The organism is Pseudoalteromonas sp. GutCa3, assembly GCF_002836155.1.
Classification (GTDB): domain Bacteria; phylum Pseudomonadota; class Gammaproteobacteria; order Enterobacterales; family Alteromonadaceae; genus Pseudoalteromonas; species Pseudoalteromonas arctica.
Map to the genome: position 1 here is coordinate 25,986 of NZ_PJBK01000034.1, position 15,009 is coordinate 40,994.

Annotated in this window: 16 protein-coding genes; all 16 read right to left on the reverse strand. The window is 40.8% G+C overall.

Going from position 1 to position 15,009, the window contains the following annotated elements:
* Window position 1: 1 nt before the first annotated feature.
* The gene (gene fliR, locus CXF64_RS07240) at window positions 2–781 is read right to left on the reverse strand and encodes a flagellar biosynthetic protein FliR (RefSeq protein WP_101216688.1); all 780 of its coding nucleotides are present in this window, start codon (window positions 779–781) and stop codon (window positions 2–4) included.
* Between the two features lie 2 nt (window positions 782–783).
* A complete protein-coding gene (gene fliQ / locus CXF64_RS07245; RefSeq protein WP_002959325.1) occupies window positions 784–1,053 on the reverse strand; it encodes a flagellar biosynthesis protein FliQ in 270 nt (89 codons plus the stop codon).
* A 40-nt stretch (window positions 1,054–1,093) separates the two neighbouring features.
* Entirely contained in the window at window positions 1,094–1,834 is a 741-nt protein-coding gene (fliP, locus tag CXF64_RS07250) for a flagellar type III secretion system pore protein FliP (protein WP_007585804.1), read from the reverse strand.
* A gap of 4 nt (window positions 1,835–1,838) precedes the next feature.
* Window positions 1,839–2,222, reverse strand: a complete 384-nt coding sequence (gene fliO / locus CXF64_RS07255) for a flagellar biosynthetic protein FliO (protein ID WP_007377952.1) — start codon at window positions 2,220–2,222, stop codon at window positions 1,839–1,841.
* Window positions 2,219–2,617: a flagellar motor switch protein FliN gene (gene fliN / locus CXF64_RS07260; protein WP_007585803.1), complete on the reverse strand. Its 399-nt coding sequence runs from the start codon at window positions 2,615–2,617 to the stop codon at window positions 2,219–2,221. The genes fliO and fliN overlap by 4 nt, the downstream gene beginning before the upstream one ends.
* Before the next feature lie 20 nt (window positions 2,618–2,637).
* On the reverse strand, window positions 2,638–3,729 hold the full coding sequence (gene fliM / locus CXF64_RS07265; protein ID WP_007585802.1) for a flagellar motor switch protein FliM: 1,092 nt from the start codon (window positions 3,727–3,729) through the stop codon (window positions 2,638–2,640).
* Between the two features lie 9 nt (window positions 3,730–3,738).
* Window positions 3,739–4,269 carry a flagellar basal body-associated protein FliL gene (gene fliL / locus CXF64_RS07270; protein ID WP_007585800.1) on the reverse strand — a complete coding sequence of 177 codons (531 nt, stop codon included), beginning with the start codon at window positions 4,267–4,269 and terminating at the stop codon, window positions 3,739–3,741.
* A gap of 57 nt (window positions 4,270–4,326) precedes the next feature.
* A complete protein-coding gene (locus CXF64_RS07275) occupies window positions 4,327–6,381 on the reverse strand; it encodes a flagellar hook-length control protein FliK (RefSeq protein ID WP_101216689.1) in 2,055 nt (684 codons plus the stop codon).
* Window positions 6,382–6,470: 89 nt separating this feature from the next.
* Window positions 6,471–6,917 (reverse strand): flagellar export protein FliJ, encoded by a 447-nt coding sequence (gene fliJ / locus CXF64_RS07280; RefSeq protein ID WP_024589948.1) that lies wholly within the window; start codon window positions 6,915–6,917, stop codon window positions 6,471–6,473.
* Window positions 6,917–8,251, reverse strand: a complete 1,335-nt coding sequence (fliI, locus tag CXF64_RS07285; RefSeq protein WP_024589949.1) for a flagellar protein export ATPase FliI — start codon at window positions 8,249–8,251, stop codon at window positions 6,917–6,919. Before fliI ends, fliJ begins: the two co-directional genes overlap by 1 nt.
* An 18-nt stretch (window positions 8,252–8,269) precedes the next feature.
* The gene (gene fliH, locus CXF64_RS07290) at window positions 8,270–9,076 is read right to left on the reverse strand and encodes a flagellar assembly protein FliH (RefSeq protein WP_024589950.1); all 807 of its coding nucleotides are present in this window, start codon (window positions 9,074–9,076) and stop codon (window positions 8,270–8,272) included.
* Between the two features lie 3 nt (window positions 9,077–9,079).
* Entirely contained in the window at window positions 9,080–10,120 is a 1,041-nt protein-coding gene (fliG, locus tag CXF64_RS07295) for a flagellar motor switch protein FliG (RefSeq protein ID WP_007581881.1), read from the reverse strand.
* Entirely contained in the window at window positions 10,113–11,828 is a 1,716-nt protein-coding gene (gene fliF, locus CXF64_RS07300) for a flagellar basal-body MS-ring/collar protein FliF (protein WP_007581880.1), read from the reverse strand. Before fliF ends, fliG begins: the two co-directional genes overlap by 8 nt.
* Window positions 11,829–11,848: 20 nt before the next feature.
* Window positions 11,849–12,181 carry a flagellar hook-basal body complex protein FliE gene (gene fliE, locus CXF64_RS07305; RefSeq protein ID WP_008168784.1) on the reverse strand — a complete coding sequence of 111 codons (333 nt, stop codon included), beginning with the start codon at window positions 12,179–12,181 and terminating at the stop codon, window positions 11,849–11,851.
* Window positions 12,182–12,337: 156 nt separating this feature from the next.
* Window positions 12,338–13,804, reverse strand: a complete 1,467-nt coding sequence (locus CXF64_RS07310; RefSeq protein WP_101216690.1) for a sigma-54-dependent transcriptional regulator — start codon at window positions 13,802–13,804, stop codon at window positions 12,338–12,340.
* Window positions 13,801–14,913 (reverse strand): sensor histidine kinase, encoded by a 1,113-nt coding sequence (locus CXF64_RS07315; RefSeq protein WP_007581877.1) that lies wholly within the window; start codon window positions 14,911–14,913, stop codon window positions 13,801–13,803. Before CXF64_RS07315 ends, CXF64_RS07310 begins: the two co-directional genes overlap by 4 nt.
* Window positions 14,914–15,009: the final 96 nt, after the last annotated feature.

Genomic DNA, 15,009 nt, shown 5'->3' on the forward strand with positions numbered 1-15,009 from the left:
CCTAAGGTGAGCAACCAACTAAAGTACACATTAGCTCAACCATTTTTAACCATTGAAACTCAAACTGAGTAACAAAGTTACCTAGTGTCGCCCAAATAATAATAAGTCCCGCTACCAAGGTAAACGGAAAACCAATAGAGAAAATATTTAATTGCGGTGCTGCACGCGTCATAATACCAAACGACATATTAATAACGAGCATCGCGGTAAGCGGTGCAAGTGAGAGTACAAGTGCTGTAGTAAACATCCAGCCGCCCCAAGTCACTATGTCCCAGTAATGATCTACAGACCACCATGTGCCATCAATGGGTAGCACTTGAAAACTATGCACCACCATTTGAATCATCATTAAATGTCCGTTAAAAGCAAAAAATAATAGGGTGGCCAGAATAAGAAAAAACTGGCCCACAGCAGGCACACTCGCACCATTAGAAGGGTCAATAACCGAAGCAAAACCTAAACCGGTTTGCATCGCGAGTATTTGCCCTGCTAACACAAAAGTATTTAATAAAAGTATAGATGTAAAACCAATAGCAACACCAATCAGCATTTGTTGAATAACGACTAAAATCATCTCAAACGAAAATAAATTAGTGAATGTAGCTGGGGGCAAAACAGGAACTACAACAAAAGTTACAACAACCGATAAACCCATTTTTATACGTGTAGGAACATTTTTAGCCCCCAAACCAGCCATAATCATAATCATTGAGCTAATGCGTACCAGCGGCAACAAAAAATCGCTCAACCATTGAATAACGACAGCAAAGGGGTATTCCACGTTTAACCTGCAATTTCAGGAATAAGTAATACTAGGCGAGTAAAAAAGTCCATTAGTTCTTGAGTAAGCCAATGCCCACCCACAATAAGCGCACTAATGGTAATTAATAAACGAGGTAAAAAGCTCAATGTTTGTTCATTGATAGACGTTGCAGCCTGAAACACGGCAACAACTAAACCAATAATTAAGCCTGGGACTACAATTGCAGACACCAGCTTAATAACTAAAAAAAGAGCGTCACTTAGGATATCAACAAAAATTTCCGGTTCCATGTTGTACTCCTATTGTTGGGTCATGTTAATGCTTTGCATACTAAGTCCCTAAACCAAAGCTTTTGGCTAAGGTACCCATCACTAAGCTCCAGCCGTCTACAAGTACAAATAACATAATTTTAAACGGTAAGGACACAATCATGGGTGAAAGCATCATCATACCCATCGCCATTAATACCGAGGCGACCACTAAATCAACAATTAAAAATGGGATAAAAAACATAAACCCTATTATAAATGCGGTTTGCAATTCGCTGGTTACAAAGGCGGGTATAAGCACTATTAACGGTGTATCTTGTGGCGAATCAAGCTGATCGTAACCGGCAATTTTAGCAAACGTTTCTAAATCTTTTAAACGCACTTGTGAAAGCATAAATGCTTTCATTGGCTCTTTAGCCAGCTCTAAAGCTTGTACTGAAGTAACCTGCTCATTTAAGTAAGGCTCTATAGCTCGCTCGTTTACCTGCTGATAAATAGGCGACATTATAAAAATACTTAGAAAAAGCGACATACCTAATAACACTTGATTTGACGGTGTTTGCTGCAAACCAATTGCTTGGCGCAAAATGGCGAGTACAACAATTATTCGTGTAAAGGAAGTCATCATAATTATGGCAGCCGGTATAAAACTCAGCGCCGTCATAATTGCTAAAACTTGTAACGTTACTGAGTAATCCTGTGTGCCATCAGCGTTTGTTGTAATAGTAAGCGCATCAATTCCTTCTGCGCTTACACTTGGTACAAACACCATGGCAAAAATAATAAGCAGCCACTTTGTCATAGGTTTAATTCTTTTTATTTTGGTTTGATTGCGGGTTTAAAAGTTTACCAAATCGTTTAGCTAATTCAGGTAGTTCTTTTTCACTTAATGGGGTTTCTAACTTGTGTAAGTAATTAATACTGTGGGGGGTTACACCAAGTAAATGCTGAGCATTATCTATCTCAACAACCATTAAACGCTCGCGAGAACCCAAAGGTAGACTTCTGACTACTTTAAATTCATCGCTGTTTGCTAAATTTGGATTAAGCTTTTTAACAAAAAATGCCAGCACAATAATTAGTACTAGCACCATTACAAGCGACAGCACCATAGAGAGTATATCTCCAGTGGGTGTTGCCACATCTGCTTTTGAAAAAACGGAACTCGTTAAAGCAACTAATAAGCTCATCGTAGTTTTTTGATCCGCTCTACTTGGCTTATCACGTCAGTTAAGCGAATACCAAACTTGTCGTTTACTACAACTACTTCACCATGGGCTATCAAAGTACCGTTAACTAGCACGTCTAGCGGCTCGCCCGCAACACGGTCAAGCTCAACAACAGAGCCTTGGTTAAGTTGCAATAAGTTACGAATATTAATTTTAGAGCGTCCTACTTCCATTGAAATAGTAACGGGGATATCTAAAATAGTGTCGAGTTTTCGTTTTTCATCGCCACTCATTTCGTGTTTTGAATCACTTAACTCATCAAGCTCCGCAACATGTGCTTCGCTACTATCATCTGGAGCTTCGGCTTCTGCTAATGCTGCTGCCCATTCATCCATTGTGTCTTGATCATCGCTCATACTTTTAACCTTTTAATCAATTACCAGTCTAAGTCTACACCGTCAGAGAGGTGTAAATCATCTTCTAGTTCTGCTAATTCTGCATCTGAGTCAATTTTCTTGCCGCCTTTGGTAAATACATGCAGCTCAGATTTAACTGAATCAGGTCGTTTAATTTTTTCACTAATTTGAAGCGCAACATTATCGCGAGAGCGACCCATTTTGGCTCTAAATGTAGGTAGTTCTTCAACAAATACGGTTATATGCTCAGGCATTTCAACCGGAATAATATCACCGGCTTTGAGTTCCATAATTTGTTTTAAGGTTAAATCAACTTCAAGTAACTGAGTTGATATTTCAACCTCTACATCCATTATTTCATCGCGAAGCGCTTTGCTCCAACGTAAATCAGTATCTTCAGTATCAGACTGAACACCCGCATCTAACAGCTCTCGAATTGGCTCAAGCATTGAATACGGAAGTGCAATATGAAAATCGCCACCGCCGCCATCGAGCTCTATATGGAAAGAACTAATAACCACAACCTCAGTTGGGCTTACAATATTAGCCATAGCTGGATTTACTTCAGAATCGAGATATTCAAACGATACATCCATAACCGGTGCCCAAGCTTCTTTATAATCTTCAAAGATTATTTTAAGAAGCATTTGTACAATTCGGCGCTCTGTTGGGGTAAATTCTCGGCCTTCTATTTTTGCATGATAACGCCCGTCACCACCAAAAAAGTTATCTACCAAAATAAACACAAGTCGTGCTTCCATGGTAATCAGACCAGTGCCTTTTAAAGGTCTAAAACGCACCATATTTAAGCTTGTTGGAACAAATAGAGTATGAATATACTCGCCAAACTTAATCATTTGCACGCCGTTAATAGACACCTCTGCGGTGCGGCGCATCATGTTAAATAGGCTAATTCGCATATGACGAGCAAAGCGTTCATTAACAATTTCCAGCGTCGGCATACGACCACGCACGATCCGATCTTGCGAAGAAAAATCGTACTGAAGCGTACTTCCCCCGCCATCTTCACCTTCGTGTATATCTTCCTCTTCAACGTCATCAACACCATGCAATAGCGCATCAATTTCGTCTTGGGATAATAAATCGCTCACGCTAACCCCTTATTGCATCACAAAGCCGGTAAACAATACCCGCTCAATTACTTTGCTGCCTTCAACATCCATTAAGGCTTTTTGTACCTTTTCAAGTGCAGAAAAACGAAGTGTTTCTTTACCTGAGCTCGTACTTAACTCATCAGCAGTTGTAGTAGAAAACACGCTTAGTAGCGTCCCTTCTATTAGTGGAATGTGTTTTTTGGCTGTTTCTTCATTTACTTCGCCACGTACTAGTAACTGTACTTTAATTTGCACAATTCTGTCGCGACTTGAACCGGGAACGTTAAATACAAATGGGCGTGGCATTGACACATATAAAGCACTGCCTATTTCAGCTGAATCACCAACTGCAGCAGAAGGTGCATCTGCTGACATCGCAGTCTCTTCATCTAAGGTTTCAACTGGCGCATCCGAACCCGACATAAAAAAGTAACCTGCAGCACCGCCTACAATAAGTAGTACAGCTACTATGATTATTATTAGTTTCTTTTTGCTTTTACCGGTTTCTTCAATTTCTAAACTTGTTTCTTCAGCCATCATGATTCCTTTAATCGCAAAGGTACTTGCTTGTTTTAGTTATTATAATAGCAGCACTTAGGCATAGTAATCTATTGATGATGAAGTTTGTTGTCGAGAACTTTGTGCAGTGTTATTTGCTTGCTCGTCGTTTTCATCATTAACTGACTTATTATTAGCCAAATTACCTTGAGGTCCACTCTCACTTTGCTCGGCAGTTTCACCACCTGATTGCCCATAAGAAATAGTACTTTCACCAAGCTCTAATCCTTGTTGCGCTAACATTTCACGTAAGCGCGGCATTGATTGTTCAAGTGCTTCTTTGGCTTGCTGGTTTTGTACTACAAAGTTTATATGTGCTTGTTCTGCATCGCTGCGAATACGTATTTGCATACTGCCCATTTCGGGAGGATCTAGGCGAATTTCTGCTTCTTTATTATTAATGCTCAGCATTGAGCTAACGCGCTCTTGCAGTAATTTAGCTGCATCACTTTTAACAATATTAATTGCCTGCATTACACCAGGATCAATACTTACTTGCTTAACTTGCGATGTACTTTGTAATTGTTGAGTTTGTATTATTTGGGTATCAAGTAAGCTCTGCTCGTAACTTAATGAGTCGTATTGGCTTAATGTGCTCACTTGCTGAGTATTTAGAGCTGCTGTAATTTGCGTAAATACTTGTGCTACGCGTGCAGGAGTTTGTTCAGCAGTTATTTTTTTAAGGCCATCTTTTTGTAATTCTTCAAGTGATTTTAATAAATCATCACCCTTAGTTGAGGTTGTTACGGCTTTATTTAAATCAGCCCCTTCGTTTGTCGATGTCTTTAAGCTTAACTTTTGTGGATTATATACTGTATTAGGAGTCTCTGACGCTACAAACGTTTTTGAGTCTGTCTTAGCGGTATCGGCAAGTCCTATTTCAATTGAAGCTTTTAATTCATTAACTGTTTGCTTAAGCACTGCTAATTGCTCGCCTTTAGGCTGCTCTGTTTTAATATAAGCGTTTAATTGCGTTAATAAGCTTTGTTTTTCAGTTGTATTAAGTGAATTGATTTCTGCGCTAAAAGAGTGTTTTGTTACCGTGCTCTGCGTTTTTTCGTTATCAGTAATAAATTGCGCAAGCATTTGCTTAAGATTTGAAGTGCTACTAGTTGCGTTACTTGTTGAATCAGTATTTTCTAATACCTTAACTTGCGCGTTAAGTTGTGAGCGCTGCTCAGGCGTTAAACTAGCAATAACATCATTAGCTTTAATTAAGCTCTCATCTTTAGTCATTAACGTATCTATTGCTGCATTATTATCAGCTTCAGTTGCGGCTAAAGAAGACTGAGTAACGCCCGCTTTGTCGGTGGGTGTTGGCAAAACTATATTATTTTTATCAGCAGACTTATTTTGTCCCAGTTGCTCTTTAGAAATCATTGTTGATGCAAATTCAGGTTTTTCTAATATAGGGCCAATGCTGTCATCGGGCTTCTTATTTATAGAATTTAATGGCCCTTCAATAGCTTCAGCAACACCACTTTTACGATGTTTACCTTCATTTAATGGTAACGAATTCAAAGGTGGTGAGCTAAAGTTATCGCTTTTTGAATCAGTTAATTTAGCCGTTTTAGAGTCTACATTAGTGGCAATTGGATTTTGCACTACACTCGCTGTATTCGCTTCTTTAGCCGATACTTCATCACTTGTATTGGTGGATGCAATTATTGGTGTGCTTTGTAATTCTGTATTCTCTACTAGTGTAGCTTCTAGCTCTGCATTTTCTGATTCTAAACTGTTAGTTGCATCGAACGGCTTATTGACCGAAGTGCTCATTGCTTGTGCTGAATTAATTTGATCAAGCATCTCAACAGACACAAAAGTAACTTCGTCAGTTATTACTTCATCTAGCTTTACGCTCAGATTTTCATTTTCTTCTGGCTGTTTATGCTTAGGTATGGCAATCGAGTTTTCGGCATCGGGATTTTTATTGCCTTTAAGCAAAGGCTCCATAGAGTTATGCGCTTCGTTTAGCTGACTTAAAAATTCATCGCCTAAATTTTCTCCGCCATTAGCTAAGCTATTGTCTTTAAAAGCTAACAGTGAATCTTTTTCAGAAGAAACTAAAAACGAAATGTTATTCATCGCCATAAATCACCTAATACCATTACGGCAATATGCCACCGCATACCGCCAAAAGTTGAATCCCACTAAGTAACAAAGCAATTAACGTGCCTGAATTACAAAGCTTTACGACGTTGAAAAAACTGATTAGCTGAAAATTCATCTAACATTTTTTGCTCATTTTTAGCCATTAACGCATTTGCTTTAAGTTTTTGATTTTCGATTAGTTTGGCAACTGCTTTAGCTTTAATTTGCTGCTTAAGCCATAGAGTTTTACGTTGAGTAACAACTTGCTTAGCTGTATTTACGGTACTTGCTTGTTGGCGAATTGCCTCTTCAATTTTAGCTATAAAAGCATGGTACTGACCAAACCCTGCACTAGATAAACCCGACTTACCTTTTAGGTGTAACTGCTGAGAGTATTCAAGTCTAAAATTGTTTAAACCTTGTAGCTTTTGTTGATTCGATTGCAAGTTTTGATTAGCTTGTAAGTAACTCATGCGCAAATTTTCTTCTTTATCATTTTCAATTTTGAGCAATAAATCGAGCTTGTTTTTAGCCATTATGCTTGTCCTAGTAACTGAGCAAGACCTTGCAGACCATCATCGTAACTAATGACATCTCGCATACCTTGTTGTAAAAATGCATTCACTCTTGGCATCATATTTATAGCTTGGTCAAGCATTTGATCGGTCCCTTTTTGATAAGCGCCTAAAGTAATCATGTCTTTGTTTTGTTGATACATTGAATACACTTGTTTAAGCACTCGGGCTTGTTGCATATGCGGCTCAGAAACAACTTGAGGCATAACACGCGAAATCGACTTTTCAATATCTATAGCAGGATAGTGCCCACTGTCAGCTAAATCACGCGATAGTACAATGTGGCCATCTAATATAGCTCGCGCTGCATCAGCAATAGGGTCTTGCATATCATCGCCTTCACTCAACACCGTAAAAAAGCCAGTAATTGAACCTTGCCCTTCACCGCCATTACCAGCACGCTCCACCAGCGCAGGTAATTTAGCAAACACCGAAGGCGGATAACCCTTTGTAGCGGGCGGCTCGCCAACAGCAAGTGCAATTTCACGTTGTGCCATTGCATAACGCGTTACCGAATCGAGTAACAATAATACGTTTAAACCCTGATCTCTAAAATACTCTGCAATAGTTACGGCGCTCTCACAGCCTTTTAAACGCATAAGTGGTGATGAATCAGCAGGCGCTGCGACAACAACTGAACGTTTGCGCCCTTCTACACCGAGTATTTCTTCAATAAATTCTTTTACTTCGCGCCCACGCTCCCCCACCAAACCAACAACAATTACATCGGCTTCGCTACCTCGGGTCATCATACCGAGAAGTACTGATTTACCCACACCAGAGCCTGCAAACAAGCCCATACGCTGGCCTTGCCCTACTGTGATAACCGAGTTAATAGCACGCACACCTACATCCATAGGCTTAGTGATTGGTCTTCTTGAAAGCGGGTTTATAGTATTTTGCGCAAACTTTAAATGATGCTCAGCATTAATTTTACCTAAGCCATCTAGCGGTCGCCCTAAACCATCCACCACGCGGCCTAATAAACTCATCCCTACAGGTAAACCTAAATTATTTACTTGAGGAATAACACGCGCACCAGGTAATACACCAGAGATGTGGTCGTTAGGCATTAAGTACAAAGTTTGATCGTTAAAACCGACTATTTCGGCGTCTACAAAGCCGTTCATAGTTTCTATTTTACATTGGCTACCAACGGGTGCACGTAAACCTCTAGCCTCAAGGGTAAGGCCAACAACACGCGTTAAAATACCTGCCACAGCAGGCGCCGGGGTTTTAATATGTTGTTGATATTGAGATAAGCGTTCGCTTAAAGGTGCACGTTGAGTTGACATAACACGCCAATAAAATAGTTAGATACCACTATTATGCAAAAAACTATCCAACGTTTCTTTGACACGTGTTTTAAGGGTCATGTCGAGTGACGATTGCGCTGTTTTAACTTCACAGCCACCGCGCTCAAGAGTGGGCTCTGCCATTAATTGCCAGTTATTATCAATAATGGTTTGTTCGCCGTAGCTCTCTTTTATGAGTTCTAAGTCTTCGGGGTTTAAATGGATTCGTACTTTTTCTTGCTCCGCATTAAGTGAATCAATACTTTGCTTTAACGTATGTAAAATCACATCAGGCGATGTTTTTACTTCTTGATAAATAACAGCTTCCGCCAACATGCTAGCAAGTTGTACTAATTGCTTCTCAGCTTGTTCGTCCACTTTATCTAGCGGTGCAGTTAGCCCCTCTAAAATGGCTTTTAAACTTGTTAACTGCTCTTCAATTAATGGTTTTACATCTTCAAGGCCTTGTGTTTTACCTTGCTCTAAGCCTTCTTTGTAGCCAGCTTCTTTACCTTCGCCAACGCCTTTTTCAAAGCCGTCTATGTAGCCTTGCTCATGACCTTGTTTAAGGCCTTCTTCGTACGCGTCTTGTCTAATGCGTTCAAGCTCAACCATGGTAAGCGCAGGGAGTTCTGGTTCTTGTGGCTCATCAATAGGCATTTCTTCGGCTAATTCTTTTTTGTACAGCTCACTAAGCGGTGTGCCGTAAGCCGTAGAGCGATTGCCAAAGCTGCTCTCATCTGGTGCTACATCCGGAATAGCCCAGTTTTTTAATAATTCATCTGCTTCATCAGCCCGAAGTGTGCGTCCTTTTAGTTTGCTCATGGTTTACAGGAACTCCTCGCCACCGCCGCCGCCCAGCTGAATTTCACCTGAGTCAGATAAACGACGCGCTGTTGATAAAATCTCTTTTTGCGCCGCTTCTACTTCGCTTATACGTACCGGGGCCATAGCTTCTAAATCATCAGCAAGCATTTCGGCTGCACGCTTAGACATATTGCCCAGTATTTTGTCTTTAAGCGCATCGTCGGTGCCCTTAATTGCTTTCATTAATACGTCTTGTTGTACTTCTCGTAGGATTGCTTGAATACCACGGTCTTCAACATCCATTAAGTTTTCAAACACAAACATAAGATCTTGAATCTGCTGCGACATCTCTTCGTCATGTTCACGAATAGAGTCCATTAACTGCCCTTCTACATTGGTATCTAGGTAGTTCATAATATCTGCAGCGGCTTTTAAGCCACCCATTTTAGCGGCTTGTGCACCTGCTTGGCCGGCAAATTGTTTTTCCATGATTTCGTTTAGCTCTTGCAGTGCTGCCGGCTGAACTTCTTCAAGGTTTGCAATACGCATGGTTAAATCTAAGCGCACTTTTTCAGGGAACTGAGCAATAATCTCAGCAGACTGCTCTGGCTCTAAGTACGATAATACAATGGTTTGAATTTGTGGATGCTCATTACGAATAATGTTTGCTACCTGCTTAGAGTCCATCCATTTTAATGAATCCAAGCCTTTAGCGCCTGAGCCCATAACAATTTGGTCAATAAGGCTAGCGGCTTTGTCTTCACCAAGTGCTGCTGTAAGCGCTTTTTTAATAAAGTCTTCTGACTGAAAACCAATGGTACTAAAGCTTTGAATTTGTTCTATAAACAAGTTGTGTACAGCGCTAATCTTAGCTTGTGATAAGTCCTGTAACCCAGCCATCGCCATACCCACTTTTTGCACCTGTTTAGGTTCTAAGTGTTTAAGGATTTGCGCGGCATCTTCTTCTGATAAACTCAAAAGTAATATAGCGGCTTTATCTACCCCATCTAGCTTATCAACATCAAAGGCTGGCGGGAGTTGTTTTTGTTCTTGATCAGTCATCTTCTGTTAACCACGCTTTGACTACTTGTGATGATAGTTCTGGTTCGTTAGCTACAAGGGCACGAATTGCTTTAAGTAAATCTTCGTCGCCATGTAAATCCGGTAACTGCAGTGTACCATCACTTGAGAAACCAACCGAAGCAGAATCAAAGTCTTTATTTAGCATATCAAGCGTGTTGTCGCCAATATCTACGCCTGAACTTAATGCATCTTCGTCGTATTCTTCTAGTGTATCGTCTGGGTAAATTAAGCGTTTAAGCATTGGTTTTACTACTGCCATTATCAATACAATGATAACTAAGGCGCCTAATACAAGGCGGGCTATTTTCATAAACCAGTCTTGTTCCCACAGTGGCACTTCTATTGCTAAATTTGTTTCTTCACGTACAAACGGCACTGTCACTACTTCAAGTGCATCACCACGTTGCATATCAAAACCTACACCACCTTGTAGTAAGCGACGAATATTTGACAATGCCTCTACCGAGCGTGGAGTCATGGTTGTTTCACCGTTTTCTCCCACTTTAGCAATGTAGTCAACAGCAACTGATACGCTTATCCTACGTATTACACCACTTTGCTGGCGCTTATGAGAAATTGTAGTGTCGAGTTCATAATTACGTGTGGCTTCTTTGTGGCTGCGTGTTGGTGACGTAGCTGTGCCTGCACCACCTTGCCCCGCAACCTCAGGAATGTTCGAATTTAACGGTGGCTGATTTGTAAGCGCACCTGGAATACCAACAGCTAGGCCGCCAATGTTATTTTCTTCAAATGTGGTTTCGCTTCTAACCGCTGGTAGGTCTGGGTTATAACGCTTTTGAGTTTCCTCAATCGAGCTAAAGTCCATGCTCAAATCAACTTGGGCTGTATAGTTTGCAAGCCCAACAACCGGTATTAAAATACTGTCTATTTTTTCAAGATACTCTTGTTCGCGCTTACGTTCTAAATCGTATTCTTTACGAGAGCGTGCTGCTAATGAGCTTTGCGAACCTGAATTTAGTAATCGACCATTTTGATCGGTAACAGTAACTCGCATAGGCTCTAAACCCTGTACTGCCGAAGCAATCATATCAACAACAGAATCTACTTCTTCACGGTCGAGTGAGCGTCCACGCTTAAGCGTTAATACAACTGTAGCTGATGGTTTTTTTTCTCTGCGGGCAAATACGTTTTCTTTAGGAATGGCTAACAATACTTTGGCGCGAGTAATGTTGTTAAGTTCTTCAATGGTGCGTGCTAACTGCTGTTCTCGACCATGTTTTAGGCGTTCGCGCTCTAAGCGTTGGCTTACACCAAAGCCCATATCTTGCATAATTATGTCAGAGCCCGACGCTGGCCCTTGCTCTAACCCTTCGCGGGTCATTAACAATTTAATATTTTGGTATTCGCTTTCATCAACCGACACAACGTTGCCATCTAGTTGATATTCAATTTGTTGCGCATCTAAAAAGTCGAGCGTTTGAATAAGCTCTTCAGTTTGCATTTTGCCTAACGGGCGCATATCTGGCTGACGAGCCCAAATAATAATAAAAATCGCGATAGCTAAACAAATAGCCAATGCTATAACCAATGTTACTTGGCGCAATACATCAACACCATTTAAAGCACTTAAGTAGCCTGACTTTTGTTCTTGTTGATCATCACCACCACTTTGGTCAATACCGCCACCAGCAAGTGCTAGGTCTGTAGATTGGTTAGATTGCGCCACAATAATTCTCCACTACCTAATTAAACAGGCATGTTCATGATTTCTTTATAAGCTTCAACAAGTTTATTACGAACCTGTACTGTAGCCTCAAAAGCAACTGACGATTTTTGAGAAGCAATCATCGCCTCAGCAAGCGATACACTTCGATCCCCCATCTCAACCGCTTTTACTTTTTGACCTGCATCTTGCTGTAGACCGTGCACTGTATTTAATGCATCACTTAGCATGTCGCCAAACTGGGAAGTAGAAGTAGGCTGAACTTGAGTCGGCAATTTATTTATTTGATTATTACGGCCGGCTTCTAAAGCCATTGATTGCATTTCTTGAAATACAGCACTGTTTTGAATTTTCATAATTTATCTCTGACACGCAGTGAACTCTTACAAGTAATAAAGCACAAAGCATGCCAAATAATTAATCATTAAAATACAATAGGTTAACTTTAATTTGTGTTAGTCAGAGTTTTGACAACCCTAAGTTCGCAGCGCAAACTTAGGGTTTATAGGAGGTTATGCTGGAAGTGAAATACCTAAATCGCGCATTTGCGCTAGTTTATAACGTAAAGTTCGTGGGCTTATGCCCAATGTTTCGGCAACGTCTTTACGCTTGCCTTGGCAGCGTGCAAGGGTTTCTAAAATAATACGATGCTCTTTGTCTTTAAGCTCATCTTTATAGCTACCGGTGTCTGCCGCTAGCAAGCCCTGCTTAGGTTCAACCTCGGCATGTGATTTTTCATCATAATATGCAGAGCTTAGCGTGCTTTTATCAACGCCTTTATCTGCGTGAGCTAATTCTGTTGACGATACTGTTTGCGCCGGCGCCAATGATGGCTCCATAACAAAGTTATTAGCTGCTAAGTTTTCAATAAAAATAGCATGCTCATTTATTGTGTTACCCGTGCGCAGTATAAGTGCACGCTGTATAACGTTATCAAGCTCGCGCACATTACCAGGCCACGCGTGAGCCAATAACTTTTGCTCGGCACCTTTATCTAAATATGCCATAGGCTCTTTGCTTTTACTTATATGGCGCTCAATTAAATGCTTAGCCAATACAATAATATCGCCAGGGCGTTGGCACAATGGTCGCCACATTAGTGGAAAAACATTAAGCCTGTAATATAAATCTTCTCTAAACTGATTTTCAGACACGGCTTCTTTTAAATCACGATTACTGGTTGCCAAAATACGTACATCGAGCTGAATTGTTTTACGCCCCCCTAAACGCTCTACTTCACGTTCTTGCAGTACGCGTAACAGCTTTGCTTGTAGCCCTAAGTCCATCTCAGTAATTTCATCAAGTAAAATAGTGCCGCCTTGTGCTTGCTCAAACTTACCCGGACATGCTTGAATCGCGCCCGTAAAAGCTCCTTTTTCATAACCAAATAACGTGGCTTCAAGCATATTTTCAGGAATAGCCGCGCAGTTAATCGCCACAAATGGCTCATTACAACGGCTTGACTTATCATGAATATAACGAGCAAGTACTTCCTTACCTGAACCACTTGGGCCAAGTACCATTACACTTGCATCAGAGCGTGCTACTTTACTCGCAAGCTCCAATAATTGAATACTAGTTGGGTCAGCAACAATAGGTCCGTCGGTTTCTTTTGCTTTTTCAGGCAAATAACGACTCACCATATTTAACAGCACTTCAGGTGCAAATGGTTTAGCCATGTAGTCAATTGCACCTAGGCGCATCGCCTCTACCGCATCGTCAATTGTGGCGTACGCCGTCATCATCAATACAGGTAAATCAGGGTGGTTTAATTTAATACTGCGTAGTAAATCCAGGCCACTCATTGCGCCCATTTGCACGTCGCTTACAACAAGCGAAAATTGATCTTTTTTAAGCAGTAACATTGCTTGCTCAGCACTGCTCGCTGCAACACATTCAATACCCGACATTTCAAGGGTATCTATTAAGGCTTCACGAAGCCCTGCGTCATCTTCGACAACTAAAATAGTGTTACTCATAATGAACCCTCTAGTTTAGATGTTGCCTTAATAGGCAGTAACAAACTAAAGCAGGCACCACCCTGCGTATTATTAGTCACATCAACACGACCTTGGTGCGCACTAGCTACCGAACTTACTACCGCAAGCCCTAAACCTGTGCCCTGACTTTTTGTAGTAAAAAATGGTTCAAAAATTTTATCGCTTTGGCTTAAATCAACACCTGGGCCATTGTCGCTCACACTAATACGAACCATATCTAAATCTTTTAAATCTCTTTGTGCGCTAATTTTTACTTTTGCACCGCCGCCAATAACTTGAATACTATTGTGCACAAGATTTTGAATAGCACTGGCCAATGCCGTTTTATTACCGACTATTTGTATATCTGGCTCTGGTAAGCTTACATCCAGCTCACTTTCATTAAGTGCAACCATCGCATCAGCACCTGCTTTAACTTCTGTTAAAAGCTGCTGCATTGAAACTTGCTCAACAACTTGCTGATCGCCACTTTTAGCAAATAACAGCATGTCGTTTACTTGAGTTTCTAAATCTTTTAAACGCGACATTAACTTTGTTTGAAAGTTATCGCGAGATGCTTCGGGTAAGCGTTTTGATCCTAAATTAGCGGCGTAAAGCATAGCGGCTGAGAGCGGCGTACGGACTTGATGCGCGAGTGACGCAACCATTTTACCCAGCGCGCTTAATCGCTGCATATGTGCAACACGTTTTTGTAAGCGGCGAGTTTCGGTCAAATCCGTCATTAAAATAAGTTGCCCAGGCTCTGGTGCTAAAGCAGTAATATCAAGCTTTATTAGGCGCCCGTCTTTTAAAGACACTTCGTGGCCATCATCTTGATGTGGCCTAAAAGAGCGCTGAATAACATTAAACCAGCGTTCGCCTTCAAGTGGCTCGCCAAGCATATCAATCGCTATTTGATTCGCTTTTGCAATCAACCCTTTGCCATCAAGTACAACCACGCCTGCTGGCATGGTATCAACCAAATGCGAAAGCCAACTTGCTTGCTTGCGCAGATCGCTTAATTCACCAATGTACTCCTCTTGAAGTAAACATGGGTTATACTGATTTGCAGAAAAAAACTGTGGTTTTAGCACGCTAGCAAGGGCCATAATCAAATCTCGAATTGATGTAGATACATGTCTAAATGCACGATTCATACCAAAATTTATTTACATATTTATCATTAAGTTACATCAATAATTTGA

What these genes read in the sequence shown, in the direction of transcription:
- fliI (WP_024589949.1), bottom strand. Translation starts at nt 8,251, where the DNA reads ATGTCAACTCAACGTGCACCTTTAAGCGAACGCTTATCTCAATATCAA.
- fliE (WP_008168784.1), bottom strand. Translation starts at nt 12,181, where the DNA reads ATGAAAATTCAAAACAGTGCTGTATTTCAAGAAATGCAATCAATGGCT.
- fliP (WP_007585804.1), bottom strand. Translation starts at nt 1,834, where the DNA reads ATGACAAAGTGGCTGCTTATTATTTTTGCCATGGTGTTTGTACCAAGT.
- CXF64_RS07315 (WP_007581877.1), bottom strand. Translation starts at nt 14,913, where the DNA reads ATGGCCCTTGCTAGCGTGCTAAAACCACAGTTTTTTTCTGCAAATCAG.
- fliO (WP_007377952.1), bottom strand. Translation starts at nt 2,222, where the DNA reads ATGAGCTTATTAGTTGCTTTAACGAGTTCCGTTTTTTCAAAAGCAGAT.
- fliH (WP_024589950.1), bottom strand. Translation starts at nt 9,076, where the DNA reads ATGAGCAAACTAAAAGGACGCACACTTCGGGCTGATGAAGCAGATGAA.
- CXF64_RS07310 (WP_101216690.1), bottom strand. Translation starts at nt 13,804, where the DNA reads ATGAGTAACACTATTTTAGTTGTCGAAGATGACGCAGGGCTTCGTGAA.
- fliJ (WP_024589948.1), bottom strand. Translation starts at nt 6,917, where the DNA reads ATGGCTAAAAACAAGCTCGATTTATTGCTCAAAATTGAAAATGATAAA.
- fliQ (WP_002959325.1), bottom strand. Translation starts at nt 1,053, where the DNA reads ATGGAACCGGAAATTTTTGTTGATATCCTAAGTGACGCTCTTTTTTTA.
- CXF64_RS07275 (WP_101216689.1), bottom strand. Translation starts at nt 6,381, where the DNA reads ATGGCGATGAATAACATTTCGTTTTTAGTTTCTTCTGAAAAAGATTCA.
- fliL (WP_007585800.1), bottom strand. Translation starts at nt 4,269, where the DNA reads ATGGCTGAAGAAACAAGTTTAGAAATTGAAGAAACCGGTAAAAGCAAA.
- fliG (WP_007581881.1), bottom strand. Translation starts at nt 10,120, where the DNA reads ATGACTGATCAAGAACAAAAACAACTCCCGCCAGCCTTTGATGTTGAT.
- fliN (WP_007585803.1), bottom strand. Translation starts at nt 2,617, where the DNA reads ATGAGCGATGATCAAGACACAATGGATGAATGGGCAGCAGCATTAGCA.